Origin of the sequence: Agromyces excoecariae (genome assembly GCF_051715505.1) — a bacterium.
In the GTDB taxonomy this organism is placed as follows: domain Bacteria; phylum Actinomycetota; class Actinomycetes; order Actinomycetales; family Microbacteriaceae; genus Agromyces.
The window spans coordinates 638,373-663,514 of the sequence record NZ_JBPSLA010000001.1 but is presented as its reverse complement, the minus strand read 5'-3'; the positions used below and the strand labels follow the sequence as shown (position 1 = coordinate 663,514).

17 protein-coding genes are annotated in these 25,142 nt (G+C 73.1%); 11 read left to right on the top strand and 6 right to left on the bottom strand.

What is annotated here, in order from left to right; genetic code table 11:
- Positions 1-79: 79 nt before the first annotated feature.
- From ACSJD1_RS03065 to ACSJD1_RS03035, 7 genes are all read left to right on the top strand, one after another.
- Positions 80-3,010 carry an aminotransferase class III-fold pyridoxal phosphate-dependent enzyme gene (locus ACSJD1_RS03065; RefSeq protein ID WP_438853839.1) on the top strand — a complete coding sequence of 977 codons (2,931 nt, stop codon included), beginning with the start codon at positions 80-82 and terminating at the stop codon, positions 3,008-3,010.
- A gap of 73 nt (positions 3,011-3,083) precedes the next feature.
- Complete coding sequence (locus ACSJD1_RS03060) at positions 3,084-4,295, top strand: adenylate/guanylate cyclase domain-containing protein (RefSeq protein WP_438853838.1); 1,212 nt, start codon at positions 3,084-3,086, stop codon at positions 4,293-4,295.
- A gap of 187 nt (positions 4,296-4,482) precedes the next feature.
- The gene (locus tag ACSJD1_RS03055; RefSeq protein WP_438853837.1) at positions 4,483-5,712 is read left to right on the top strand and encodes a carboxylate-amine ligase; all 1,230 of its coding nucleotides are present in this window, start codon (positions 4,483-4,485) and stop codon (positions 5,710-5,712) included.
- A 101-nt stretch (positions 5,713-5,813) separates the two neighbouring features.
- Positions 5,814-6,695 (top strand): tryptophan-rich sensory protein, encoded by an 882-nt coding sequence (locus tag ACSJD1_RS03050; protein WP_438853836.1) that lies wholly within the window; start codon positions 5,814-5,816, stop codon positions 6,693-6,695.
- A 130-nt stretch (positions 6,696-6,825) separates the two neighbouring features.
- Positions 6,826-7,524 (top strand): alpha/beta hydrolase family protein, encoded by a 699-nt coding sequence (locus ACSJD1_RS03045; RefSeq protein WP_438853835.1) that lies wholly within the window; start codon positions 6,826-6,828, stop codon positions 7,522-7,524.
- A 59-nt stretch (positions 7,525-7,583) separates the two neighbouring features.
- The gene (locus tag ACSJD1_RS03040) at positions 7,584-7,988 is read left to right on the top strand and encodes a TM2 domain-containing protein (RefSeq protein ID WP_438853834.1); all 405 of its coding nucleotides are present in this window, start codon (positions 7,584-7,586) and stop codon (positions 7,986-7,988) included.
- 81 nt (positions 7,989-8,069) lie between these two features.
- Positions 8,070-9,713, top strand: a complete 1,644-nt coding sequence (locus ACSJD1_RS03035) for a molybdopterin-dependent oxidoreductase (RefSeq protein WP_438853833.1) — start codon at positions 8,070-8,072, stop codon at positions 9,711-9,713.
- A gap of 19 nt (positions 9,714-9,732) precedes the next feature.
- Here ACSJD1_RS03035 and ACSJD1_RS03030 read toward each other — a convergent pair whose 3' ends face one another.
- From ACSJD1_RS03030 to ACSJD1_RS03010, 5 genes are all read right to left on the bottom strand, one after another.
- On the bottom strand, positions 9,733-9,960 hold the full coding sequence (locus tag ACSJD1_RS03030; protein WP_438853832.1) for an RNA-binding S4 domain-containing protein: 228 nt from the start codon (positions 9,958-9,960) through the stop codon (positions 9,733-9,735).
- 79 nt (positions 9,961-10,039) lie between these two features.
- Positions 10,040-12,310 carry a cell wall-binding repeat-containing protein gene (locus ACSJD1_RS03025; protein ID WP_438853831.1) on the bottom strand — a complete coding sequence of 757 codons (2,271 nt, stop codon included), beginning with the start codon at positions 12,308-12,310 and terminating at the stop codon, positions 10,040-10,042.
- A gap of 146 nt (positions 12,311-12,456) precedes the next feature.
- Positions 12,457-14,199, bottom strand: coding sequence for an amidase (locus ACSJD1_RS03020; RefSeq protein ID WP_438853830.1), 1,743 nt, complete (start codon positions 14,197-14,199; stop codon positions 12,457-12,459).
- Positions 14,196-15,230, bottom strand: a complete 1,035-nt coding sequence (locus tag ACSJD1_RS03015; protein ID WP_438853829.1) for an agmatine deiminase family protein — start codon at positions 15,228-15,230, stop codon at positions 14,196-14,198. The genes ACSJD1_RS03020 and ACSJD1_RS03015 overlap by 4 nt, the downstream gene beginning before the upstream one ends.
- Entirely contained in the window at positions 15,227-16,843 is a 1,617-nt protein-coding gene (locus ACSJD1_RS03010) for a purine-cytosine permease family protein (protein WP_438853828.1), read from the bottom strand. The genes ACSJD1_RS03015 and ACSJD1_RS03010 overlap by 4 nt, the downstream gene beginning before the upstream one ends.
- Positions 16,844-16,944: 101 nt before the next feature.
- Here ACSJD1_RS03010 and ACSJD1_RS03005 point away from each other — a divergent pair, with 101 nt between their 5' ends.
- The 3 genes from ACSJD1_RS03005 (at position 16,945) to ACSJD1_RS02995 (ending at position 24,122) form a co-directional block, all read left to right on the top strand.
- Positions 16,945-17,574 (top strand): TetR/AcrR family transcriptional regulator, encoded by a 630-nt coding sequence (locus ACSJD1_RS03005; protein ID WP_438853827.1) that lies wholly within the window; start codon positions 16,945-16,947, stop codon positions 17,572-17,574.
- A 90-nt stretch (positions 17,575-17,664) separates the two neighbouring features.
- A complete protein-coding gene (locus ACSJD1_RS03000; RefSeq protein ID WP_438853826.1) occupies positions 17,665-20,490 on the top strand; it encodes a helix-turn-helix transcriptional regulator in 2,826 nt (941 codons plus the stop codon).
- Between the two features lie 89 nt (positions 20,491-20,579).
- Complete coding sequence (locus tag ACSJD1_RS02995; RefSeq protein WP_438853825.1) at positions 20,580-24,122, top strand: TM0106 family RecB-like putative nuclease; 3,543 nt, start codon at positions 20,580-20,582, stop codon at positions 24,120-24,122.
- A gap of 57 nt (positions 24,123-24,179) precedes the next feature.
- On the opposite strand, the gene ACSJD1_RS02990 is transcribed toward ACSJD1_RS02995, so the two are convergent.
- Positions 24,180-24,617, bottom strand: coding sequence for a YdeI/OmpD-associated family protein (locus ACSJD1_RS02990; protein ID WP_438853824.1), 438 nt, complete (start codon positions 24,615-24,617; stop codon positions 24,180-24,182).
- A 113-nt stretch (positions 24,618-24,730) separates the two neighbouring features.
- Between ACSJD1_RS02990 and ACSJD1_RS02985 the strand changes: the two genes are divergently transcribed.
- On the top strand, positions 24,731-25,015 hold the full coding sequence (locus ACSJD1_RS02985; protein ID WP_438853823.1) for a glutaredoxin family protein: 285 nt from the start codon (positions 24,731-24,733) through the stop codon (positions 25,013-25,015).
- Positions 25,016-25,142: the final 127 nt, after the last annotated feature.

Below are 25,142 nucleotides of genomic sequence, written 5' to 3'. Positions count from 1 at the left end.
GAACGGCACGGCGATCGACACGACGGCGCTCGGCGGGAGGCATCCGCCCTGACTATGTTCGAGGCGGAAAGGGGCGAACATGAGCCAGCCCGCGAACGCCCGGGGCTTCGACTTCTTCTCTGCCGGCGAGCTGCCGGCGCCCGCCTTGCCCGCCGACGAGGTCGCGACGATAGTGCGCGAGCAGTGGGGACTCGACGTCGAGCTCGAACCGCTCGGCAGTCAGCAGGACCAGAACTTCCTCGCACGGACCCCGCGGGCCGCAGCCCCCGGCGAGCCCGCTGCGCCCGTCGGCGTCGTGAAGATCACGAACCCCGCGTTCACGGCCGACGAGCTCGACGCGCAGGACCACGCGGCGTCGCGCATCGCCGACGCCGCGCCGCAGTTGCGCATCGCGACCACCAGCCGCGCCGACGACGGCGCACCCAGGTCGGTCGTCGCCTCGACGAGCGAGGGGCCCCTCGCCATCCGGCTGCTCGACTACCTCCCGGGGGGCACTCTCAACGGGCCCGCGTACCTCTCCCCCGCGGTCGTCGCGCGCATGGGCGAGGTCGCCGCGCATGCGAGCCTCGCCCTCGCGGGGTTCGAGCATCCCGGCCTCGATCGCGTGCTGCAGTGGGACCTCCGGTACGCGGACCGCGTGGTCGACCTGCTGGCGCACCTCCACCCCGACGCCGTGAAGCGGGCGCAGGTGACGGATGCCGCGGCGAGCGCCTGGGCCGACGTCCAGGCCGTCGCCGCCGACCTCGCGATGCAGGCGGTGCACCTCGACCTCACCGACGACAATGTCGTGTGCACGACCGAGCGCGGCATCCGCCTGCCCGACGGCATGATCGACTTCGGCGACGTGACGCGCAGCTGGGCGGTCGCCGAACTCGCGATCACCATCTCGTCGGTGCTGCATCATGCGGGCGCCGAGCCCGTCTCGGTGCTGCCCGCGGTGCGGGCCTTCCACGCGCAGCGCGCGCTGTCGGCCGCCGAGGTCCGCGCGCTGTGGCCCCTCGTCGTCCTCCGGGGTGCCGTGCTCGTCGTGAGCGGTGAGCAGCAGGTGCAGATCGACGGCGGCGCGAACGCGTATGCCGCCGAGGGCGTCGAGCGCGAGTGGCGCATCTTCGAGCAGGCCGTCTCGGTGCCGTCGAGCGTCATGACGCACGTGATCGCCGTCGCGCTCGGCATCGACCTCGATGACGGGGCGGATGCCGCGCCGCCGCGCATCGCGCTCGACCCCGCGATCGACCTCCAGCATGCGGCCCGCCTCGACGTCTCGATCACGTCGGACGACGTCGACGCCGGCGCCTGGCTCGACGAGCACCTCGAGGAGCGCCTCGCCCTCGCGGCGCTCGACGCCGGCGCGCCCGCCGCGTGGCTCGAGCGCGCGACGCCCCGGCTGACGGCGAGCCGCACGCACGCAGCCGATTCCGCCGCGACCGTGCCGACCGGCATCGACGTGTGGTTCGCCGCAGCCACTCGCGTGTCCGCGACCGACGCCGGCACCCGGCTCGTGGTCGAGGCCGCCGACGGCATGACGATCCTCGACGGCACCGTGCCAGCGCGCACGCGCGCCCGGATCCGGCTCGAAACGCCCGACGCACCCCCGCACGTGCCGCACCTCGTGCGACCCGCGTACGCCGCCGGATGGCTCGCGCTGACCGCCGACCCGGCGGACGCGATCGGGCTGCACGGCGGTCTCGATACGCCGCTCCGCGGCCGCTCGACCACCGAGGACGACGACGCCGCCGAGCTGATCGCGCGTCGCGACCGCTCGTTCGCCGGCGTGCAGGAGCACTACTACGACGCCCCGCCGCGCATCGAGCGAGGATGGCGCGAGCACCTCGTCGGCACCGACGGGCGCGTCTACCTCGACATGGTCAACAACGTGACGCCGCTCGGTCACGGGCACCCCGGGCTCGCCGCCGCCGTCGCGAAGCAGCTCCGCACGCTCAACACGAACTCGCGCTTCAACTACGGCGCCGTCGTCGACTTCTCCGAACGCCTCGCCGCGCTCGCGCCCGACCCGCTCGACACCGTGTTCCTCGTGAACTCCGGTTCGGAGGCGACCGACCTCGCGATCCGCGTCGCCCTGGCCGCGACCGGTCGACGCGACGTCGTCGCGCTGCTGGAGGCGTACCACGGCTGGACCTACGCGTCCGACGCCGTGAGCACCTCGATCGCCGACAACCCCAACGCGCTCGCGACCCGACCCGACTGGGTGCACCCCGTCGATGCGCCGAACCCGTTCCGCGGCGCCCACCGCGGCGAGGACGCTCGCCGGTACGGCCCCGAGGCGGCGGCGCGCATCCGCGAGCTCGCGGCATCCGGTCGGGCGCCCGCTGCGTTCATCTCGGAGAGCTTCGCCGGCAACGCCGGAGGCATCCCGCTGCCCGACGGCTACCTCGCCGACGTCTACGCGGCCGTCCGCGAGGTCGGCGGGCTCGCGATCAGCGACGAGGTGCAGGCCGGGTACGGGCGCCTCGGCGAATGGTTCTGGGGCTTCGAGCAGCAGGGCGTCGTGCCCGACGTGATCGCGGTCGCCAAGGCCGCGGGCAACGGCTACCCCCTCGGCGCGGTCATCACGACGCGCGAGATCGCCTCGCGCTACCGCGCGGGCGGCTACTTCTTCTCCTCCACCGGCGGCAGTCCGGCCTCGAGCGTCGCCGGGCTCACCGTGCTCGACGCGTTCCGCGACGAGGGGCTCCAGCGGAACGCCGCCGAGACGGGCGCGTACCTGAAGGGCCGGCTCGAGGCACTGGCGGAGCGGCATCCGCTCATCGGCGTCGTGCACGGGCTCGGGCTGTACCTCGGCGTGGAGTTCGTCCGCGACCGCGCGAGCCTCGAACCGGCGACGGAGGAGACCGCGGCGATCTGCGATCGCCTGCTCGAACTCGGCGTGATCATGCAGCCGACGGGCGACCACCAGAACGTGCTGAAGGTGAAGCCGCCGCTGGTGGTGACGAGGGAGAGCGCGGACTTCTTCGTCGCGATGCTCGACCGGGTGCTCGCCGAAGGCTGGTGACGCGGGCACGCCCTCGGCCGCCCCACGACGGGGCACTGCCGGTGGACCCCCTCCACGGCATAGGCTCGCCCACGTGGACGGCCCGGTCGTTCGATACACCCGCGATGAACTCGCCGAGCGCTCGGGCGTCGGACTCGAGTCCATCGAGCAACTGCTGCGGTTCGGCGTGCTCGCCCCCGCCGCCGACGGCACCTTCGACCGCAGCGACGTGCAGCGCGTCCGGCTCCTCGAGGCGTGCGATCGTGCCGGCCTCGATGCCGAGACGATCGGCGCCGCGGTCGCGGCGGGTCGGCTGCCCCTCTCGTTCATGGATGCGCCGCAGTACCGGTCGTGGGCGGAACTCGGCACCGAGACGTACGGCCGGCTCGCCGATCGGCTCGGGATCCCGTTCGAGGTGATCCGCGAGACGAGCGCGGCCTTGGTCAACCGGCGGCTGGAACCCGACGACATCGCGCGCGAGGACGACGAGTCGATCTACCGGCTCATCGGGATGGTCGCGGCCCTGACGGACCTCGACGCGATGATCCGGATCGGCCGGGTCTACGTCGACGGCCTGCGACGCGTCACCGAGGCCGAGAACGAGCTGTTCCAGACGTACATCATCGGCGGGCTGATGCGATCGGGCCTGGACTTCGGGGAAGCGCTCGTGCAGGCGGCGAACCTCGGTTCGGAGTTGACGCCCCTCATGGAGCAGATGGTGCTCACGCTGTACCGCCGTCAGCAGGAACGAGGCTGGACCGCGGGGATCGTGGAGGGGATCGAGCGGGCGATCGAGGCGTCGGGCGCGCCCGTCGGGCCCGCGCATCCGCCGGCCTTCGTCTTCATCGACCTCGCGGGCTACACGGGGATCACCGCCGCCGAGGGCGACGCGACCGGCGCACGGCTCGCCAGGGAGCTGAGCACGATGGTCGAGCGCGTCGTCGCCGATCACGCCGGCACCCCGGTGAAATGGCTCGGCGACGGCATCATGGTGCACTTCCCGCACGCCGGTCGCGCGGTGCGCGCCACCCTCGAGATGGTCGAGGCGGCGCCGACGATCGGCCTCCCGGCGCACGCGGGCATCGCGGCGGGCCCCGTCGTCATGCAGGACGGCGACTACTTCGGCCGCGCGGTCAACCTCGCCTCTCGGATCTCCGGCGCGGCGACCGCCGGGCAGACCCTCGTCACCGGCGCGGTGGTGCAGCTGAACGACGATCCCGGGCTGGCGTTCCGCTCGATCGGGCCCGTCGAACTGAAGGGGCTCGCCGAGCCGGTCGAGGTCTTCGAGGCCGCCGCGTCCGACTGACCCGGGCCGAGGTCGGCGAGCGGTGCAGCGGTCGACTGAGGCGCACGCGGATGCGGGCCGAACCATCCGGATGGCACACGTTGGGGCCCCTCGGATAGCCCCTTGACACCCCATCGGGACGGGCGCACGCTGCCGCCATGAGGCATCCGGAATCGCGTCGGAGGGCGCGCCCCGTGCGTGTGCGGCGATGACGACGTTCGGCATCGAGGAGGAGTTCTTCTTCCTCGACCCCGGGACGATGCTCCCAGCGGACATCGCCGCCGACGTGCACCGCCGGCTCGCCGCCGACCCGCGCTGGGGCGAGGACGTCCACCCCGAATTCCTCGCATCGCAGGTCGAGTTCGCGACGCCGGTGCTCGACGACCTCGCGGATGCCGGTGACCGGTTGCTGGCCTTCCGGCGCGAGGTGGACGCCGATGCCGCCCGGCACGCCGTCTGCGTCGCGAGCGTCGGGGCGCCGCCCGACGCGCACCGCTTCCCGTCGATCACCGACACCGAGCGCTACCACCGGATCGTGCGCGAGATGGCCGGCATCATCGCCGACCACCAGATGAGCGGCCTGCACGTGCACGTCGGCATCCCGAGCCGCGAGCACGGCGTCGCCGCGCTGAACGCGGTGCGGCCGTGGCTGCCGCTGCTCACCGCCATGACCGGCAACTCGCCGCTCTGGCGCGGCAACGTGACCGGGTACGAGGGCTGGCGCACGGTGCAGCTGCGCCGGTGGACGACGGCGGGCTGCCCACCCCGGTTCGCGGACGCCGCCGACTACGAACGGCGCACGAACGGGATGCTGGGCTTCGGCGGGCTCGGCGACCTCGCGCTCATCGCGTGGAACGTCCGGCTCTCCGAGCGAGTGCCGACGATCGAGTTCCGGATGGCGGACGCGCAGCTCACGGCCGACGACACGCTGCTCGTCGCCGCCCTCTGCCGAGCCCTCGTCGTGCGAGCCATCGACGAGCACGACCGGTTCTGGGCCGACCCCGCCGCCGTCCGCCCGGTGCGGTCGCTCCACGACCCCGATCCCGACGTCCCGCCGGAGCTGCTGAGCGCGGCGACGCTCCACGCGGCGCATTCCGGCCTCTCGAACGGCGCGTTCGACCCCGCGACCGGCCGGATCGCGCCGGCACCCGAACTCGTCCGCCGACTCGAGCGCCACCTCGCGGAGGCGCTGGAGCGCGCAGGCGACCGTGAGCTCGTCCACCAGCTCCTCGCGCGCCTGCTGCGCGACGGCACGGGCGCGCGCCGTCAGCTCGAAGCCTGGAACCGCGCCGGCATCGCCGGCCTCCGGCGCCTGTTCGCCTCGACCATCACGGCGCGGCCGAGCACGACCTCGGGCGGCGCCCGTGCGGCCCGCGCGGGCGGCCGAGCGAGCGGGCAGGACCCGGTCGCCGGTCGTCGGATTCAATCGAACGGTTGACGCCGCGCTGCCGTCGGCTTCGTACGCTGGCGGCATCGTCGACCGGTCGGGAGGCCACGAGCCGGTCGGCTCCGGTCCACGACGACGAGGGGAGGCATCCGTTGACATCGACGCAGAGCGGGAGCTCTTCTCGCATCGGAGCGACCTCGCATGAGGCCGATCGCGGGGGCATCGCCGACACCACGCGACAGGTCGTCGTCCTCGTCACCTCGCTCCTGGCCATCGGCGCCGCGTTCATCGGGTCGGGTGCTGCCGGCGGGACGCCGATCCAGGAGGCCGCGGGCGGATGGCTCGACGCCGACTCGACGCTGATCGCGCCGGCACGGCCGGCGTTCGGCATCTGGAGCGTGATCTACACCGGCATGCTCGCGTACGCGATCTTCCAGGCGCTGCCGGCGCAACGCGCGAGCGCGCGACACCGTCGGATCGGCTACGCCGTCGCGGCGTCGCTCGTGCTGAACGCGGCGTGGATCGGCGTCGTCCAGCTCGACCTCCTGTGGGCGAGCCTGCCGGTCATCGTCGTCCTGCTGGTCGTGCTCGCGTGGCTGTTCGTGCAACTGCGACGGATGCCGCCGAGCGGCGTCGTCGACGCGGTCGTGACCGACGGCTCGATCGGGCTGTACCTCGGCTGGGTCGTCGTCGCGACGGCGGCGAACGCGACCGCGGTGCTCCAGGCCGCCGGCTTCGAGGGATGGGGGCTTCCCGCCGAGGCGTGGGCCATCGGCGTGATCGCGGCGGCCGCCGCGGTCGGCGTCGCGCTCGCCTGGTGGGGTCGCGGACGGATCGCGCCGGCGCTGTCGCTCTCCTGGGGCCTGGCGTGGGTCGCGGTCGGGCGCCTCACGGACGAGCCGGCGTCGGCACCGACCGGCATCGCGGCCGCGATCGCGGCGGCCGTCGTCATCGTGGTCACCCTCGTCGCGCGGATCGGGGCCATGCGCTCCGCGCGCGACGACCGGCGGGTGGGGACCTCCGGGTCGGGGTGACACGGATGCTGCGCGGGGGCGCGGCACACGCGGGGCCGGGACGTTTCGAGTCGTCCCGGCCCCGTCCGCGTTCGTGCGCATCGGCGGACGGGCGCATGCGGCGACTCGCGCGCTCGGGCACCATGGATCCATGGACGACGACGAACGGGTCCTGTCGATCGACGTGGGCGACGGCATCGGCGAGGTGCCTGCGGTGCTCCGGCGACCGGATGACGCGACCGCGACCCTCGTCGTCGCGCACGGAGCCGGCGCGGGCAAGGAGCATCCGTTCCTCACCGGCTTCTGCCGGGCGATCGGCGGGCTCGGCGTGGCGACGCTGCGCTTCGACTTCCCGTACCGCGCGGCGGGGCGGCGCTTCCCCGACCGTCCTCCGGTCGCGATCGCCACCTGGCGCGCCGTCATGGCTGCAGCGCGCGTCGAGGCGTCCGACGGCGAACCCGTGTGGGCGTCCGGCAAGTCGTTCGGTGGCCGGATGGCGTCGATGGCCGTCGCCGAGGGCATGGATGCCGCAGGCCTGGTCTTCCTGGGGTACCCGCTGCACCCGCCGGGGCGACCCGAGAAGTCGCGCGACGAGCACTTCCCCGAGCTCGCCGGTGTGCCGATGCTCTTCCTGCAGGGGCGGAACGACCCGTTCGCGATCCCGAACGACCAGCTCGACGAGCTCGTCGGCGGGCTCGCGCCCGCGGCCGTCCTCGACTGGATCGACGACGCGAACCACTCGTTCGAGGTGAAGGGCGCGAAGCGCCCGGCGGGCGAGATCGGGGCCGGGCTGGCGCCGCGCGTCGCGGAGTTCATCGCGCGTCACGCCCCGGCCGACCGCAGGACCTAGGGCCCCGCGGCGCGGGGCCTCACGGCGGCATCGTTGGCGGTGACGAAGGGGGAATCGTCATGACCGCCCACCCGCCGGGCCCGGCGCCCGGCCAGAACCCTCAGGTCGCGCGTGCCGCAGAGGACGCGACCTCCAACCGCTCCTTCATCGCCACGTGGCTGTTCGCCTGGCTGCTCGGCGTGCTCGGCGTCGACCGCTTCTACCTCGGCAAGGTCGGCACCGGCATCCTGAAGCTCATCACCGTCGGCGGCTTCGGCATCTGGTGGCTCGTCGACCTCGTGCTGACGCTCACCAACAGTGCGAGGGACGACGACGGCAGGCGCGTGCTCGGCACCCGCCAGGAGCAGACGATCGCGTGGATCGTGACCGCCGCCGTCACCCTGTTCGGTTGGGTCATGAGCGCGGTGACGCAGTCGTTCACCTACCTCACTGACCAGCTGGTCCCGGCGCTGCCCTGGATGTAGCGGATCCGGTCCTCCTTACGAACCGCTTACGGCAGGGCCGCTGCCGGCGCTCGGCCGCCGAGTCGGACGTAGCCTGAGGGCATGCCGACCGATCGCGCACCCGTCGGACGCCTGCGGCCCGCGCTCGCGGGCGTCGCGGCCGCGATGTTCGGCGCCGGCGCCGGCGAGCTCGCGGCGGCGATCATCGCCGCGACCGCCTCTCCGTTCACGTCGATCGGCGGCCTGCTCATCGACCTCGCCCCGCCGTGGGGGAAGGATGCCGCGATCGCCCTGTTCGGCACCGCCGACAAGCTCGCGCTGCTCATCGGAGTAGGGGTGGTGCTCATCGTCGTGGGCGCCCTCGCCGGCCTGCTCGAGGCGCGGCATCCCCGGTGGGGGCGCGGCCTGTTCGCCATCCTCGGCGTGTTCGGCGCGCTCGCCGCGGCGACCCGGGCGAACGCCTCGGTCCTCGCGATCCTGCCGGCCGCGATCGGCGCGCTCGCCGCGATGGGCGCGCTGTCCATGCTGCTCACCCGGCTGCCCGCGGAGCGGGTCGCCGTGCCGGCACGGGTCGCGGGGTCGGCCCCGGCGACGGATGCCGCGGTGGCCGCGAGCCCGTCCGCCCGGGCGCCGGAGGCATCGGGCGCGCCTGAATCCGCCACCCCGACCATCGCCGACGTCGACCGACGGCGCTTCCTCGTGTGGGCCGGCGGGACCGCCGCGGTGGGCGTCCTCGCCGCGATCGCGTCCACCGCGCTCTCGGCCGGGTCCCGCGCGGTGAGCACGGTCCGCGAGGCCCTGCGGCTGCCGGCGCCCGCGACGACGGCGTCGGTCCCGGCATCCGCCGAGCTCGGCATCGACGGGCTCGCGCCGGTGATCACGCCGAACGGCGAGTTCTACCGCATCGACACCGCGCTGAACGTGCCGCAGGTCGACCCCGCCGACTGGCGGCTGCGGATCCACGGCATGGTCGACCGCGAGGTCGAGCTCACCTGGGACGAACTGCTCGCGCTGCCGCTCGGCGAGAGCGTGACGACGCTCGCGTGCGTGTCGAACGAGGTCGGCGGCAGCCTCATCGGCACGGCCGTGTGGCTCGGCTATCCGATCCGCGAACTGCTCGCCCGTGCCGCGCCGACCGCCGACGCCGACATGGTGCTCTCGCGGAGCATCGACGGCTTCACGGCGTCGACGCCGCTCGAGGCGCTCACCGACCCCGACCGCGAGGCCGTCCTCGCCGTCGGGATGAACGGCACGCCGCTGCCCGTCGAGCACGGCTTCCCGGTGCGGATGGTCGTTCCCGGCCTCTACGGCTACGTCTCGGCGACGAAGTGGGTCACCGACCTCGAGGTCACGCGGTTCGATCTCGACCGCGCGTACTGGTCGGATCGCGGGTGGAGCGAACGCGGCCCGATCAAGCTCTCCTCGCGCATCGACGTGCCGCGCGTCGGGCAGTCGGTGTCGGCCGGCACCGTGGTCGTCGCCGGGGTCGCCTGGCAGCAGCACACGGGCGTCTCGGCGGTCGAGGTCCAGGTCGACGGCGGCGCCTGGCAGCCCGCGACGCTCGCGACGGCGATCTCGACCGACACCTGGGTGCAGTGGCGGTACGAGTGGGATGCCGCGCCCGGCCGCCACACGATCCGGGTGCGCGCGACCTCGACCGACGGCGAGGTCCAGACCGCCGACCGCGCGCCGGTGGCGCCCGACGGGGCGACGGGGTTGCACGAGCGCACGTTCGACGTGCGCTGACCCGTCCCGTTCCGGACCCTCAGCGCGCGACGCGTCGCCGGTGGCCCTCGAACTCGACGACGTCGCCGGGGTGGAGTTGGCGCCCGCGGCGCAGGTCGACCTCGCCGTTCACGCTCACCATGCCCGCGGCGACGACCTCCTTCACCTCGCCGCCGGAGTCGAGGAGCCCGGCGAACTTCAGGAACTGCCCGAGGCGGATCATCTCGGCGCCGATGGGCACGTCTTCGATCGCGCCGGGATTCGTCATCCCCGAATCGTAGCGGGAGTCCCGGTCGCCGGGTGTTCCGACCCGGACGGCCGATCCTCCCGACACGGCACGCAGGTGCTCACCTGCATGTCGTGAGCTGTGCGACCCCGCTGCTCAGCACGCCGGTTCCGCCGAGCAGCGTGAGTCGAGCGATCTGCCGTTCCCGAATACTCTGCAGCGCCCAGTAGTTGACGCATCCGGGGCTGCTGAGGTACAGCGGTGCGCCCTCCATCGCGGCCAGCGGCCCTCCGGCGAGCGCGTCCGCGAACCCACCTGCCGTCGCAAGGTACCCGGTGTCCGTAGCGCCGAAGATCTCCTCGTTGACCGCGATGGCGGTGAAGATCCGGTCCGCTCCGGCGAGCCGCGTCACGTGCGCGTCGCCGAGCAGGGCGCTCAGGCCGGACTCCAGGGAGGTGCCGACCGCGCCCGTTCCGCCCACGATGTGCACCTCCGTGATGCCGAGTGCTTCGATCGTCGCCTTGGTCGACGCCTGAAGTCCGTGCTGGCCGTCGACGAGGAGGACGGGTGCATCGAGGTGGCCTGCTGCGGGACCGGCGGCGAGCGCATCGGGGTACGTCCTGCCGGTCGCGACGATCGCGTGACGGCTCCCCCCGGCGGAGAAGGCGTCGCGCACGATCAGGTCGGCGGTCTCGTATCGGCTCGTCCCGCCCAGTCGCACGAGGTCGGTGCCGGCGGGGACCATCTCCCGGACGGCGTCGCGCACCGCGTCCGAGACCACGGCGCTTCCACCGGCGATGACCACGCGCTCGGGACGGATGCGTCGCAGTTCCGCTGCGACCGCAGCGGGAACCGATCCCTGCGAGACGGGGAGGATGACGCCGCCGGCCCGCATCGCGGCAGGGCCGGCTCCGAGCGCATCCGGGAAGTCGAAGGCGTTCGTGAGGTAGACCACCGGTGCCCGCTGCCCGGTGGAGACGATCCGCTGCGATACCGCGACCGCCGTCGCGAACCGGTCGGCGCCGGCGATCCGCTCGACGCTGAAGGAGGACGCCGGCAGCACGATCGTGCCGAGATCCCGGTGCTCGCCGAGTCCGAGTGTGATCTCGGTCGCATCTTCGAGGAAGCGTGCCCCGTCGAAGTACGTGGCTCCCGTATACGGGTAGCGGTCGTGCCAGAGCTTGAAGAGGTACGTCCCCGGTGGCAGGGAACCGTGGAACGTACCGTCGGCGTTGGCCGCGAGCTGATCCACGCCGCGGCCGTCCTCCGTGATCGGATGGGGCTCGAAGCCGCCCGCCGGCGTCTTCCGCCAGACTGTGACGCGGCCGCCGCTGACCGGCAGGATCGTCCCATCCGACGTCCGCTCCGCCATCACGCCGGAGAACCCGGCCGGATCGTCCACGACGATGTCGACGCCCGACCTGGTCTCGCCCTCCGCCAGTTCGATCACGGACGCGGATGCGAGGTCCGTCCCGCCCCAGAAGGCCTCCGCCAAGCCCGACGACAGCACCAGGACGGAGAGCTTGTATCGACCTGCGCTCAGGCAATCGACGAGGAACTGCGCCCCGCCCCGGCCGCACCATCCGCTCGACACGACCCATTCCCCGGCGTCCGCGGACCATGTGTAGAGACGCATCCCGGCGACGTCGGCCGGTGCGACACCGGAGGCGGTCCGCAGCGACACCGTTCCTCCGATCGAGGCACGGGCCGCCTCGAGTACGACGTCACGGGTGGTTCCCTCGGGGGCGACGACGACATCAGGCACCGTGAGCGGGCGGTGCGCGCCGGTCGCGTCCACGAACGAGAGGTCGTACGTGCCGGGCAGGAGCCGGAGGGAGTACTCCCCGGGCACGTCCGACGTACCGATCCGGCCGGGAAGCCACGCGTCGAGTTCGGCGTCGCCGCTCGTGGCGCTCACCCGGATGTCGTCGTCGGTGCGCACGGCCGGCGCGTCGCGTCCGGTCACGGTACCCCGCAGCGCGACCGGGGCCGAGAGCCGCACGTCGAGGTCGATCGTGCCGCCCTCGGCGACGTCGATGAAGGCGCGTTCGGCGGCCCGTCGGGTGTCTCCCCACCACTCCCCGACGTGGAATCGGTTGTGGACGTCGAACTTGACCGAGTACCGCCCCGCGGGCACCGCGGTGATCTCGAACCCTCCGTAGTCGGCCGGGAGGAGATCGGTCGAGAGGACGGGGGTGTCCAGTTCATCACCGCTGTAGAGCGACACGGTGATGTTCGTCTCCTCCCGGATGAGCAGTCCACCGGCCGGGTCGCTGATCGTGCCCCGCACGGTGCCGGTGGACTCCGCCGCATCGGCCGGCACCGCAACGCCGAGTACGAGCGGGATCGCGCAGATGGCGGCAAGGAGGGACCGGCTGATGGAACGCGACATCGGGCTCGCTTCGGGGTAGGGCCAGCGGAGAGTACCGCCACCGTATCAGCGCTCCAGACCGAGACGACACGCGCGGCCTCGACCTGCGCAGCCACGCCCTGGAGCCGCGATGCGACGGCCGCTTCGCAGATGCACGTCAGCGCGCCTCACGGCGTGCGCGGCGGCGCCGTGCGGCGGGGCGCGAGCGCCTCGAACGCGGCCGCGAGGCGCAGCAGGGCCGTGTCGTCGTAGGCGCGACCGGCGAACGTGAGGCCCACCGGCATCCGGATGTCGCTCATGAGCCCCATGGGCACCGTCACGGTCGGGATGCCGAGGTGCCGCGGCACGAGGTTGCCGTTCGCCACCCACACGCCGTTGCGCCAGCCGAGGTCGGCCGAGGCGGGGTCCACGTCCATGTCGGCGGGGCCCACGTCGGCGACGGCGGGGAAGGCGACCGCGTCGAGGCCGAGCTCGTCCATCCACTGCTCGAGGTCGACGCGACGGGTCTCCTCGAGGCCGCGGAGGCCCTCCTCGAGCTCGGGCATGTCGTCCCACGTGGCGCCGGGGTGCGCGCGCACCCACGCGGGGTACTCGGCGATGTCGTCGTCGAAGCCCGTGTACCGGTCGGGCAGGGCGCCCTCGGGCTGCGGGAAGATCCGCGCGCCGTCGACGTCGGCGAGCGTCGAGAGCGCCGGGTCGCCGTTGGCCTGCAGGAAGTCCTCCCAGCCCCACGCCGAGAGGTCGACGATCTCGCGCTTCAGGTACTCCGGCGAGACGAGCCCGCGCGTGGCGATCGTGGGCGCACCGGGGCGGTCGCCCTCGTAGTTCGACACGACCGGGAAGTCGACGAGCACCACTTCGGCGCCCGCCGACTCGAGGTCGCGGCGGGCGTCCTCCCAGAGGTCGATCACCGACGCGCGCGTCTCGATGCGCTGCCCGGTCGACCCGCCGATGCCGACGGTCTCCCCCGGCGCGGCCGTGCCGGCCTCGGGGTCGGCGTTGACGTACATGCGCGGCACGCCGATGCGCTTGCCGGCGAGCACAGCCGATGCGCCGGCGGCATCCGTGGCCAGCGCCGGGTACGACGCGGGGCGCACCGCGGATGCCGCGGGCAGCTCGATCCACGGCTGCGTGCGCCAGAAGTCGCCGCGCGTCTCCGGGTCGTCGTCGACGATGACGTCGAGCACCTCGAGCAGGTCGGCCATCGTGCGCGTCTGCGGCACGACGACGTCCATGGTCGGCACGAGCGGCCAGTTGCCGCGGGTCGAGATGACCCCGCGCGAGGGCGTGTAGGCGCAGAGCGCGTTGTTCGACGCCGGCGCGCGGCCCGACGACCAGGTCTCCTCCCCGAGGCCGAACGCCGCGAACGAGGCCGCGGTCGCCGTGCCCGAACCGTTCGACGAGCCCGAGCCGAACGCGGCCGTGAGGAAGTCGGCGTTGTACGGGCTCTCGGCGCGGCCGTAGACGCCGCGCTGCATGCCGCCGTTGGCCATGGGCGGCATGTTCGTGAGCCCGAGGCAGATCGCGCCGGAGCCCCGGAGGCGCTCGATCGTGAACGCGTCGCGCTGCGCGACGAGGTCGGCGAACGCCGGCGACCCGGATGCCGCGGTGAGTCCCTGCACGAGGTAGGAGTCCTTCGCGGTGTACGGGATCCCGTCGAGCGGGCCGAGGAGCTCGCCGCGCGCGCGGCGGGCATCGGAGGCGCGGGCCTCGTCGAGCGCGTCGGGGTTGCGGACCACGACGGCGTTCAGTGCCGTCTCGGTGTCGGGCCCGTCGTACGCGTCGATGCGCGCGAGGTACGCCTCGACGAGTGCGACCGAGGTCGTGCGACCGGACTCGAGCGCGGCACGCAGGTCGGCGATCGAGGCCTCGACGACGTCGAACGGCCGGGCGTCGGACACGGCGCTCATCGGGTCACCTCCGGCTGCTGCTGGGTGATGCAGTGGATGCCGCCGCCGCGGGCGAACAGCGGCCGGGCGTCGACCGTCACGGCCGTCCGGCCGGGGTAGGCCGCCTCGAGGATGTCGCGCGCGGCGGCATCCGCCCGCTCGTCGCCGAAGCCGCACGCGATGACGCCGCCGTTCACGACGAGGTGGTTGACGTAGCTCCAGTCGACGAAGTCGTCGCCGTCGCGGATCTCCGCCGGTGCGGGCAGGTCGAGGATCTCGAAGCGCCGGCCCGCGGCATCCGTCTGCTCGGAGAGCTGCGCGCGCAGGTCGCGCGTGACCTCGAAGTCGGGGTGCTCGGGCGAGTCCTGGCGGTGGAGGAGCATGCGGCCGGGAGCGGCGAGCGTCGCGACGATGTCGACGTGGCCGTTCGTGCCGAACTCGTCGTAGTCGCGCGTGAGGCCGCGCGGGAGCCAGACGGCCTTCGTCGCACCGATCGTGCGGGCCATCTCGGCCTCGACGCGGGCGCGGTCGGCGTAGGGGTTGCGACGCGGGTCGAGCTGCACGGTCTCGGTGAGGAGCACCGTGCCCTCGCCGTCGACGTGGATGCCGCCGCCCTCGTTCACGAGCATGCTCGACACGACCTCGGCGCCGACGAGCTCGGCGATGATGCGCGCGTGCTCTGCGGACTTGCGCCACGCCGACCACTCGTGGTCGCCCCAGCCGTTGAAGGTCCAGTCCACCGCGCCGAGCACGCCGGGGCGCTCGTCGTCGACGACGAAGGTCGGGCCGTGGTCGCGCATCCAGTACTCGTCGACGGGCGCTTCGACCCGGGCGATGCCGTCGCCGAGCATCCCCGCGGCGCGGTCGCGCTCGGTCGGGTCGACGAGCATGGTCACGGGTTCGAACTCGGCGACCGCGTGGGCGACCGCGGTCCACGCCGCGTACGCCTCCTCGCGTTCGATGGCGCTCTCGCCGAGGGTGGGCCCCTCGCTCGGGAAGGCCATCCAGGTGCGCTCGTGCCGAGCGGTCTCGGCGGGCATGCGCCAGTTCATGCGTGGTCTCCGTTCGTGCGTGCGGATGCCGCGGCATCCGTCTCGATGATGGCAGTGGTCTCGGCCGGCGCAGCGGATGCCGCGTGGCGAGCGGACGCCGCGCCCGGGCGCTTCGCGGGGTCGCGGTACGGGTCGGTGGTCAGCCACAGCAGGGCGTAGACGCCGGCGCCGAGCACCGGTCCGACGAGGGCCGACAGGTCGGCGCCGCCGAGGGCGTTCGAGATCGGCCCGACGTAGAGGGTCGTGTTGGCCGAGAGCACGGCGATCGTGATCGCGGTCGCCATCGCGACGACGCCCGGCAGGAACACGCCGCCGTGGTACCAGAAGGGGCCGCCGCGGCGCGTGTCGTCGAGCGCGGCGCCGTCGTAGCGGTTGCGGCGCAGCACGATGTCGATGGCGTAGATCGACACGAGCGGACCGAAGACCGTGACGGCGAGTTCGAGCGAGGCGCTCAGCGCGTCGAGGAAGCTCGGTGAGAGGAAGAGGACCCAGCCCGCGGCCGCCGTCGCGACGACGCCGGTCACGATCGTGGTCGCTGCACGGGAGATGCGCTCGGCCAGTGCCTGCGCGTAGAAGCCCGTCGAGTAGGCGACCAGCACGTTGTTGGTGATGCTCGAGAGCACGATCATGCCGAGGAAGAGCGGCGTGAACCAGGCCGGCACGATCTCGCCGATCGTGAGCTCGGGGTCGGACATGTCGATCGCGGTGCCGGCGACGACGCCGAGCGCACCGATGAGCACCGCCGGCACGAAGCCGCCGAGCGCCGTGTACCACGCGACGGCCCTCTTCGAGACGTCCGCAGGCAGGTAGCGCGCGTAGTCGGCGCCGATGCCCCACGACAGCGGGCTCGAGGCGACGATCGCGAGGCCCAGCATGACGAGCGCCCAATGGTCGGCGATCGGGAGCGGCTCGACGTCGTAGGTCCAGTCGGCGGCGCCGAACACGAAGACGGCGAGGACCACGAACACCACGGCGAGCGCGGCGGAGAACCACGGCGCGAGCGCCAGGATCGTCGCGTGGCCGTAGACGCCGATCACGAAGCTGAGCACGCCGATGACGGCGAGCACGGCCCACTCGCCGCCGGCCGGGAGGGCGATGCCGACGTGCGCGAGCAGCGCGATGGCGCCGAGCGTGGCGAAGGCGACGTTGATGATCTCGTAGAAGAGGCCGATCAGCACGCCGAGGCCGGCGCCGAAGACCTTGTTGCCGCGGATGCCGAACATGGCGCGCATGATCGACACGCTCGGCGAGCCCGAGACCGGTCCGCTGACGGCGAGCCAGCCGACGAGCGCCCACCAGAGGTTGCCCACGACGGTGATCGCGAGCGCCTCCCACAGCGGCAGGCCGAGGAGCATCAGCACGCCGCCGACGACGAAGTAGAGGTAGCCGACGTTGGCCGACATCCATACCCAGAAGAGGCTCGACGGGCGGCCGTGGCGTTCGGATGCGGGGACGTGCTCGGTGCCGTGCTGCTCGACGTGGCCGACGCGGTCGGCGGCCGGTGCGGCGGGAGCGACGGGGTCGTGGGCGCGGGCGGATGCCGCGGGCGCGGCGTGCACGGAGGGCGTCGCGGCGGCGTCGGCGCGGATCTCCTCCGGGGTCTGGATGCTCATGTGCGGAACCTCGTCGTTCGACGGCGGGATGTTCGATCGAGGGGATCGATATATTGATCATGCGATCAATAACGTTGGAGACTACCTAGACTGGCCTGACGATGTCAACACCCGTGCGAACCCGAGCCTCGCGGAAGAGCCCCGCCGAGCGATCCGCCGAGATCGCCGAGGCCGCGCGCCTGCTCGCACTCGATCAGGGGCTGACGGCCATCACGCTGCGCGCCATCGCGGCCCGCGCCGGCGTCGCCCCCGCGCTCGTCGCGCACTACCAGCCGAGCATGGACGCCCTCGTCGCCGACACGTTCGCGGCGATCGTCGCGGCCGAGATCGACGAGGTCTCCGAGTTCCTCGCGGCACGTCCCGGCCCGCGGGAACGACTCGGCGCCCTGCTCGACACGCTCCTCGACGGCACGCGCGACGACGTGACGGTCGTCTGGGTCGAGGCGTGGGCGATGGGCCGCCGCAACGAGGCGCTCGCGGCATCCGTGCGCGTGCAGATGGACGCCTGGCAGGTCGTCGTCCAGGGGGTCATCGAGGACGGCGTCGCGACGGCCGGGTTCCGCACGGAGGATGCCGCGGCGGCCGCCTGGCAGCTGCTCGGCATGATCGACGGGCTGAACGCGCAGGCACTCGTCCGCTGGGGCGACGCGAGCGATCGCGGGTCGCTCATCCACGGCGCCGTCGAGGGGATGCTCGGCCTCGACCGGGGGACGCTCGCCGCACGCGAATGACTCCGGCACCGCGCGTCGGAGCCCGTGGCATCCGGAGCAGGCCCTCGATCTTTCCCTGAGCGACCCTCGGATCCGTGACAGACTGACCGCATGGGGGCCGACCCGCCGCGACTCGCAGGGCGCGAGCGAGAACTCGCGGCGCTGTCGCACGAACTCGATGCGGTGCTGCGCCGCGAGGCGCGCACGGTCGTTCTCCGCGGTGAACCGGGGATCGGCAAGACCGCGCTCATGTCCGCCGCGTGCCGCGCCGTCGAGGGCCGCGCGATCATCCTCTCCGCCCGGAACCTCCCACTCACGACGAGGGTGCCGAACCTCGCCGTCCGCTCCCTGCTCGCACAGGCCGAAGGCGTACCCGACGATGCGGCGGTCCGGTCTCCCGTGCCGGTTCGGCTCGACACCGCCGTGCAGCGCCTGCTCGACGAGCGGCCGGTCGTCATCGCGATGGACGACCTCCAGTGGGCGGACTCCAGCACGCTCGACGCGCTGATGTTCCTCGCCGGAGGCGCCGAGGATCGGCCGCTCGGCGTCATCGCGACGGTTCGCTCCGGCAACGCTCGCGAGGTCGATCGCTGGTGCGCCGACCTGCTCCGACTGCCCGGCACGCGCTCGCTGGAGGTCGGAGCGCTCGACCGCCTCGGCGTCCGCGACCTGCTGGCCGGGCTGCTCGACGAGACGCCGCACGAGACGCTCGTGACCGACGTGCTCTCCCGCACCGGAGGCAACCCGTACCATGCTCGGCTCCTCGTGGAGGGCCTCGATCCCGCGGCGCTCGCTGCTCCGACGACGGCCGCCGACCTCGATTCCGCACTGCTGCAGTCGTGGTCGCAGATGCCCGAGCGCACCCGAGAGCTCACCGTGATGCTGGCCATCCACGGCAAGCCGGTCCGGCCGGCCGGCCTCGCCGAGATCCACGCCGCGTGGCGCGACACGTGGCGCGACCTGCGCCCGGCGATCGCCGTCCGGGTGCTCGACCAGGACTCCGAGGGCCGGGTCTGGTTCCACCACCCGCTCATCGCGGAGCTCCTGGTCGCCTCGGTCCCCGAGGTCGAGCGCCGTGAACGCCACGCGGTGCTCGCCCGCAGCACCGCACTCGCCATCGAGAGCGGGCTCGACGGAGCGGACGTGCTCGTCGACCTCGCCGACCACCTCGCGGCGGCGGGCGACGCGGCCGCGTGCATCGTCGCGAGTCGTCGGGCGATCGAGGCGCTCGAGGGCGTCGACGACGCGACCCGACTGCGACTCGCCCGCCGGAACGCGGAACTGGCCGGGGCCGCGCCCGACGTCGACCGCATGGACGAGCTGGCGGTGCTCGCGGCCTGGGCCGATGCCGCGGCGGCGGTCGCCGAGGACGAGGACGAGTACGCCGCCGTGTCCGCCCTGCTCGACCGGGTCGACCGGGACGCCGACCCGGTGGCCACCGCCGAACTGCTCCTCAGACGGCAGCGGCTGCAGTTCCGCATCGGCGGCGAGCTGAACACCGTCGCCAACGCGAAGGAGATCCTCGAGTACGCATCGTCGGACGTGAACGGGCGGCAGTACGCCCTCGCGCTCGGCGACCTCGCGCATGCGGAGAACCTCGAGGGCGACCCCGCGTGCATCGCCCATGCCGCGCAGGCACTCGAGCTGGCACGACGCATCGACGACGGCGAAGCGCTCGCCTACGCACTCGCCGCGGCGGGTCAGGTCGCCGCGACGACCCGCGACCTCGCGGCCGCGACGCGTCTGGCCGAGGAGACGTTCGCCGTCGCCATCCCCGGCCGGCACTTCTGGCCGGCCGCACTCGCCTCGTTCTGGGTGGCGTACTCCATGCCCGGCTACCGCCAGGCGGCGACCCGGCTCCGCGAGCTCCGGGAGATCCTCGTCGAGGCCGGCGCTCCGCACCGCGTGACCACGGCGATGGCCGTGACCGAGGCCGCGAGCTGGCTCACCATCGGCGAGGTCGGCGGCGTGGGATCGGCGCTGCGGTTCGTGCGCACCGAGCATCCGCCCGACTTCGTCGACCTGAGCCTGCGCGGCGTCGCCGCGCGGCTCGCGGCCTACCAGGGTCGCGTCGAGGAGGCCGAGGCCGAACTGCAGCGCGCACGTGAGCGATTCCCCACCGTCCCGTCGTACGTCGTCCCGGCCCGGGCGGTCGCTGAGGGCGCCACCATGATCGCCGCCGGCGAGCCCGAGGCGGCGCTCGCCGTGCTCGGACCGGCCATCGAGGCGTACACCGGCACCCACGCCACCGAGTGGCTCGTACCGCTCGCCGCACGAGCCCACGCCGATCTCATCGACGCCGCGCGGGACCGCCGCGAATCCCCCGGCCGAGCGCTCGACGACCTCGAGGCGTTCCGCGAGGCGCACCCGCGAGTGCTTCCTCGACGGATGGGCACCTCGTATCCCCGCGACCTCGTCGCACTCGACGCGCTCTACGACGCGGAGGTCGCCCGCTCGCGGGACGACGACGAGGCCTTCGAACGGTGGAGTGCCGCGGCCGACGCCTGCGCGGCCGCCGAGCTCGCCTGGGAGGAGGCGTATGCGTGCCGGCGGGGTGCCGAACGAGGGCTCGTCCGCGACCACGGCAGTCGTTCCAAGGCGGTCGCACTGCTCCGGCGCGGTGCGGCGATCGCCGAGCGCACGCAGTCCGAGGGGCTCGCCGCCGAGCTCGAGTCGCTCGCCGCGTGGTCGCGCGTCCGGCTGCACCCGGACGGGGCGGTCGACGACGACGAGGTGAGCGACTTCCCCCTCACGCGCCGCGAGCGCGAACTGCTGCCGTACATCGTCGACGGTCGCACGTACGCCGAGATCGCCGCGCTGCTGACGATCAGCGAGAAGACGGTCAGCTCGCACATCTCGAACCTGCTGCGCAAGACGGGCGCCGCCAACCGCGTGGACCTCGCTCGGATGGTGCAGCGTCGCGAGCGCTCGGCCTGAAGGAGGCCGGCCGGGCCCGGCCACCGACTCGCGGCGATGTCGGATGCCGCGGATACGGTGGTCTCGACCGAAGCGGCGGAGGGAGCCCGATGTACCTGGCCGACGGCATGGTGGTCACGAGCGCGAGCGACCTCAAGAAGGCCTCCGACTGCGAGTTCGCGTTCCTCCGCGAGCTCGACGTGAAGCTCGGCCGCGACACGCGGTTCGAGCCCGTGGCCGACGCCATGCTCGAGCGGGCGGGGCGGATGGGCGATGCACACGAGCTCCGGGTCCTCGACCGCTACCGGGCCGAGTTCGGCGACGGCGTCGTCGAGATCGCCCGGCCCGACCTGCGCGATCCGGCGCAGCTCGAGGCAGCGGTCGCGGCCACTCGCGCCGCGTTCGAGTCGGGTGCGCCCGTCGTCTTCCAGGCGACCTTCGTCGACGACGGGTTCGTCGGCTTCGCCGACTTCATCGTGCGGCAACCCGACGGGCGCTACCTCGTGCAGGACTCCAAGCTCGCGCGCCGTGCGCGCGTCACGGCGCTCCTCCAGCTCGCGGCGTACGCCGCCCAGCTCGACCGCATCGGCGTGCCGCGTGCCGACACCGTCGAGCTGCTGCTCGGCGACGGCACGACGAGCACCCACCGGCTCGAGGACATCGAGCCCGTGTTCCTGCTCCGCCGCGAACGCCTGCGGCAGATCGTCGAGGAGCGCGTGACCGCCGACGGCCCTGTCGAGTGGGGTGACCCGCGCTATGCGTTCGACGGGCGGTGCCCGACCTGCGACCTCGAGGTGCAGGCGAACCGCGACCTGCTGCTCGTCGCGGGGCTCCGCATCACCCAGCGCGCGCACTTCCACGCTGCGGGCATCACGACGATCGACGAGCTCGCGGCCTCGGCCGGCCCGGTCGACGGCGTGCTCGAGGCCACGCTGGAGGGCCTGCGCGTGCAGGCTCGACTGCAGCTCGTCGCCGAGGTCGAGGCGCGCGACGCCGAGGCATCAGGCGACCGTTCGCCCGACGACCCGCCGCTGCCGCCGCCCGTCGAGGTGCGCGAGCCGGGTGCACTGGCGGCGATCCCCGAGCCCGACGCGGGCGACCTGTTCTTCGACTTCGAAGGCGATCCGCTCTACACCGAGGGTGCGGCGACCGAGTGGGGTCTCGACTACCTGTTCGGCATGGTCGACGTCGACGAGGTGTTCACGCCGATCTGGGCGCACGGCTTCGCCGAGGAGCGCGAGGCGCTCGTGCGATTCCTCGAGCTCGTCAAGGAGCGGCGGGAGCGTCACCCGAACCTGCACATCTACCACTACGCGAGCTACGAGCGCACGCACCTCACGTCGATCGCCGCACGCCACGGCGTCGGCGAGGCCGAGGTCGACCAGCTGCTCGCCGACGGGGTGCTCGTCGACCTCTACCCGATCGTGAAGCGAGCAGTGCGGGTCGGGAGCCGCTCGTACTCGATCAAGAAGCTCGAGCCGCTATACATGGGCGACACGCTGCGCGAGGCCGACGTGAAGTCGGGCGGCGACTCGATCCTCGAGTACGTCCGCGCTCGCGAGCTCGCCGCGACGGGCGATGCGGAGGCCGCACAGCTCGTGCTCGACGACCTCGCGGAGTACAACGAGTACGACTGCGTCTCGACGCTTCGGCTCCGCGATTGGCTGCTCGGCCTCGCGCGGTCGCACGGCGTCGCGCCGGTGCCGGCGCTCCTGCTCGTCGAGCCGACCGCGAAGCAGTACGCGGCGAGCCCGCTCGCGACCGAGCTGTCCGCGCTCGCCGGCGGCGCCGACGAACGCCGTGACGACCCCGACCGCACGGCACTGGCCCTCGCCGCCGCCGCGATCGACTACCACGAGCGCGAGCTCAAGACGTTCTGGTGGGGCCACTTCTTCCGCGTCGAGCAGCCGCTCGAGGCCTGGGAGGACCACCGCGACGTCCTCGTCGTCGACCCGGCGCGCACCGTGGTGCTGCACGACTGGTACCGCGAGGGGCGGCAGCAGTTCGATCGGCGCGAGCTGCTCCTCCGCGGCCGCATCGCACCGGGATCGCGGTTCAGCGCCGGCGCCGAGCTGTACCTGCTCTACGACTGGCCGGCGCCGTTCCCGTCGTTCTCACGGCGACCGGGCTCGCGCGCCTGGGCGAAGGCGACGGTACTCGAGGCCACGGCCGACGGCGTGCGGATCGAGGAGCGGTCGACGGTCGACGACACGTGGCGCGATCTCCCCTTCGCGCTGGTGCCTGGCAACCCGCCGCCGGCCGGGCGCCAGAAGGCCGCGATCGCCGAGTGGGCGCGCCCGATCGTCGACCGCCTTCCGGCCTGGCCGAAGGACGCCGCGGTCGACCTGCTGCGACGTATCCCGCCGCGCACGCGATCCGGCGCCCTCGCGCCGCTGCCCGACCACGAGTACGTCGGCGCGGTCGTCCGTTCCCTCGGCGACCTCGACGACTCCTACCTCGCCGTGCAGGGCCCTCCCGGCACCGGCAAGACCTACGTCGCGGCGCACGTCATCGCCCGCCTCGTCGGCCACCACGGTTGGAAGGTCGGGGTCGTCGCACAGTCGCACGCGGTCGTCGAGCACCTGCTCGACGCGGTCGTCGCGGCAGGACTCGACCCGCGACGCATCGCCAAGGCGCCGAAGGATCGCGGCGACGACGCGATGCGCGGCTGGACGGCGATCGAGAAGGACGGCATGTCGGCCTTCATCGCCGCGAACCGCGACGCCGGGTTCGTCGTCGGCGGCACGGCCTGGGACTTCGCGAATGCCGACCGCGTCGGTCGACGCGCGCTCGACGTCCTGGTCGTCGACGAGGCGGGCCAGTTCTCGCTCGCCTCGACGATCGCCGCGTCGGTCGCCGCGCGACGACTGCTGCTCCTCGGCGACCCGCAGCAACTGCCGCAGGTGAGCCAGGGCACGCACCCCGAACCCGTCGACATGTCCGCGCTCGGGTGGATCGCCGACGGTCACGACGTGCTGCGCGCCGAGTTCGGCTACTTCCTCGCCGAGAGCCGGAGGATGCATCCGGCGCTCGCCGAATCCGTCTCGGCGCTGTCATACGAGGGAGAGCTCGCATCGCATCCTTCAGCCGGGCTCCGCGGCATCGAGGGCGTCGAGCCCGGCCTGACCCCGGTTCCGATCGAGCACGAGGGCAACACGACCGAGTCGCTCGAGGAGGCCGCGGAGGTCGTCCGCATCGTCAGGTCGCTGCTCGGTCGCGCCTTCACGGGCATCGCGCACGGCGAGGGCGACCCCGTCGCCGCGGAGCCGCGACCGCTCGGGCAGGGCGACGTGATCGTCGTCACCCCGTACAACGCACAGCTCGCGGTCGTGCGCGCGGCGCTCGACCACGCGGGCTACACGGCGGTCCCGGTCGGCACGGTCGACAAGTTCCAGGGCCAGGAGGCCGCGGTCGCGATCGTCTCGCTCGCCGCGTCGTCGGCGGCCGCGGCACCGCGCGGCGTCGAGTTCCTGCTGCTCAAGAACCGCCTGAACGTCGCGATCTCACGCGCGCAGGTCGCCGCCTACCTGATCCACTCGCCCGGACTGCTCGACGCGCTGCCCCGCACGCCCCAAGGAGTCGCGCAGCTCAGCGCCTTCGCGCGGCTCGTCGGCGTCGAACTGCCCGCGTGGGAGCGCGAGCCGGTCGGCTAGCGGCCGGCCCGTCGCCGCTCGCGATGCCGACCCGGTCGCCGCCCGGCGCCAGCGCGGTCACGCTCCGACGAGCTTCTCGATCGCCTTCGCGATGCGCCGCGCCCGCGTCTCGGGCGCCTTCGCCTCGGTGATCGCGGTCACGTGCGCCTTCTGATGGCTCGGCGCCAGCCGGTCGAACGCCTCTCGTGCGCCGGGCGTCGCATCCAGCGCCGCCGCGAAGTCCTCGGGCACGTCGACCGTCCGTGGCGCGGCATCGAGTTCGATCTCGACCGCGATCGGATCGCCGCCCGAGATCCCGGTCGCCGCGCGCTTGTCGGAGCTGAACGGGATCATGTGCCGCCCGCCCATCACGGCGAGCGTGCTGCGGTACTCGTATCCGTTGACCGTCACGACGACCGGAGCGCGCCGGCCGCCGCCGAGCGCCTCGACGACCTCGGCCGGCACTTCGATCCCGGTGTTGTTCCCGGTCTGCGACATCGTGGTCTCGAACTGCATGACCCCGAGCCTCGCACCCGATCGACGACACCGGAACCCCACGCGAGGACCGTTCCCCGAGGCATCCGCCACTGCTGGGAATCTCGCACAGGATACCCACGTAGGTTATGCATATGACCTCCCCTGCCACCGACCTCAACCCTGCCCGCATCACCATGTACGGCGCCGAGTGGTGCGGCGACTGCCGCCGATCGAAGGCGCTGCTCGACGGCCGCGGCGTCGACTACGAGTACATCGACCTCATGGTCGTCGCCGACGGCGCCGACCGCGCGAAGGCGATCTCGGGCCGGACCAACATCCCCGTCGTGGTCTTCCCCGACGGCACCCACTTCACCGAGCCGACCGACGCCGAGCTCGGCGCGAAGCTCGACGCCGTCGCCTCCGACCGCGCCGCCTGAGCTCGGGCATCCGCTCGAGCGATCATCGAATCCACTCGCACCGAACGGTCGCGGATGCCAGGTCCCACCCGGCATCCGCGACCGTTCGCCGTTGCGCCCCGCGTGCGCCGATTCCGATCGCGCCCCG

Excerpts from the sequence above, each read along its gene's own strand:
- ACSJD1_RS03020 (WP_438853830.1), bottom strand. The coding sequence starts at position 14,199 with ATGAGCGCCGTGTCCGACGCCCGGCCGTTCGACGTCGTCGAGGCCTCG.
- ACSJD1_RS03040 (WP_438853834.1), top strand. The coding sequence starts at position 7,584 with ATGACCGCCCACCCGCCGGGCCCGGCGCCCGGCCAGAACCCTCAGGTC.
- ACSJD1_RS03030 (WP_438853832.1), bottom strand. The coding sequence starts at position 9,960 with ATGACGAATCCCGGCGCGATCGAAGACGTGCCCATCGGCGCCGAGATG.
- ACSJD1_RS03000 (WP_438853826.1), top strand. The coding sequence starts at position 17,665 with ATGGGGGCCGACCCGCCGCGACTCGCAGGGCGCGAGCGAGAACTCGCG.
- ACSJD1_RS02990 (WP_438853824.1), bottom strand. The coding sequence starts at position 24,617 with ATGCAGTTCGAGACCACGATGTCGCAGACCGGGAACAACACCGGGATC.
- ACSJD1_RS03055 (WP_438853837.1), top strand. The coding sequence starts at position 4,483 with ATGACGACGTTCGGCATCGAGGAGGAGTTCTTCTTCCTCGACCCCGGG.
- ACSJD1_RS02995 (WP_438853825.1), top strand. The coding sequence starts at position 20,580 with ATGTACCTGGCCGACGGCATGGTGGTCACGAGCGCGAGCGACCTCAAG.
- ACSJD1_RS03045 (WP_438853835.1), top strand. The coding sequence starts at position 6,826 with ATGGACGACGACGAACGGGTCCTGTCGATCGACGTGGGCGACGGCATC.
- ACSJD1_RS03015 (WP_438853829.1), bottom strand. The coding sequence starts at position 15,230 with ATGAACTGGCGCATGCCCGCCGAGACCGCTCGGCACGAGCGCACCTGG.
- ACSJD1_RS03065 (WP_438853839.1), top strand. The coding sequence starts at position 80 with ATGAGCCAGCCCGCGAACGCCCGGGGCTTCGACTTCTTCTCTGCCGGC.
- ACSJD1_RS03005 (WP_438853827.1), top strand. The coding sequence starts at position 16,945 with ATGTCAACACCCGTGCGAACCCGAGCCTCGCGGAAGAGCCCCGCCGAG.
- ACSJD1_RS03035 (WP_438853833.1), top strand. The coding sequence starts at position 8,070 with ATGCCGACCGATCGCGCACCCGTCGGACGCCTGCGGCCCGCGCTCGCG.
- ACSJD1_RS03025 (WP_438853831.1), bottom strand. The coding sequence starts at position 12,310 with ATGTCGCGTTCCATCAGCCGGTCCCTCCTTGCCGCCATCTGCGCGATC.
- ACSJD1_RS02985 (WP_438853823.1), top strand. The coding sequence starts at position 24,731 with ATGACCTCCCCTGCCACCGACCTCAACCCTGCCCGCATCACCATGTAC.
- ACSJD1_RS03010 (WP_438853828.1), bottom strand. The coding sequence starts at position 16,843 with ATGAGCATCCAGACCCCGGAGGAGATCCGCGCCGACGCCGCCGCGACG.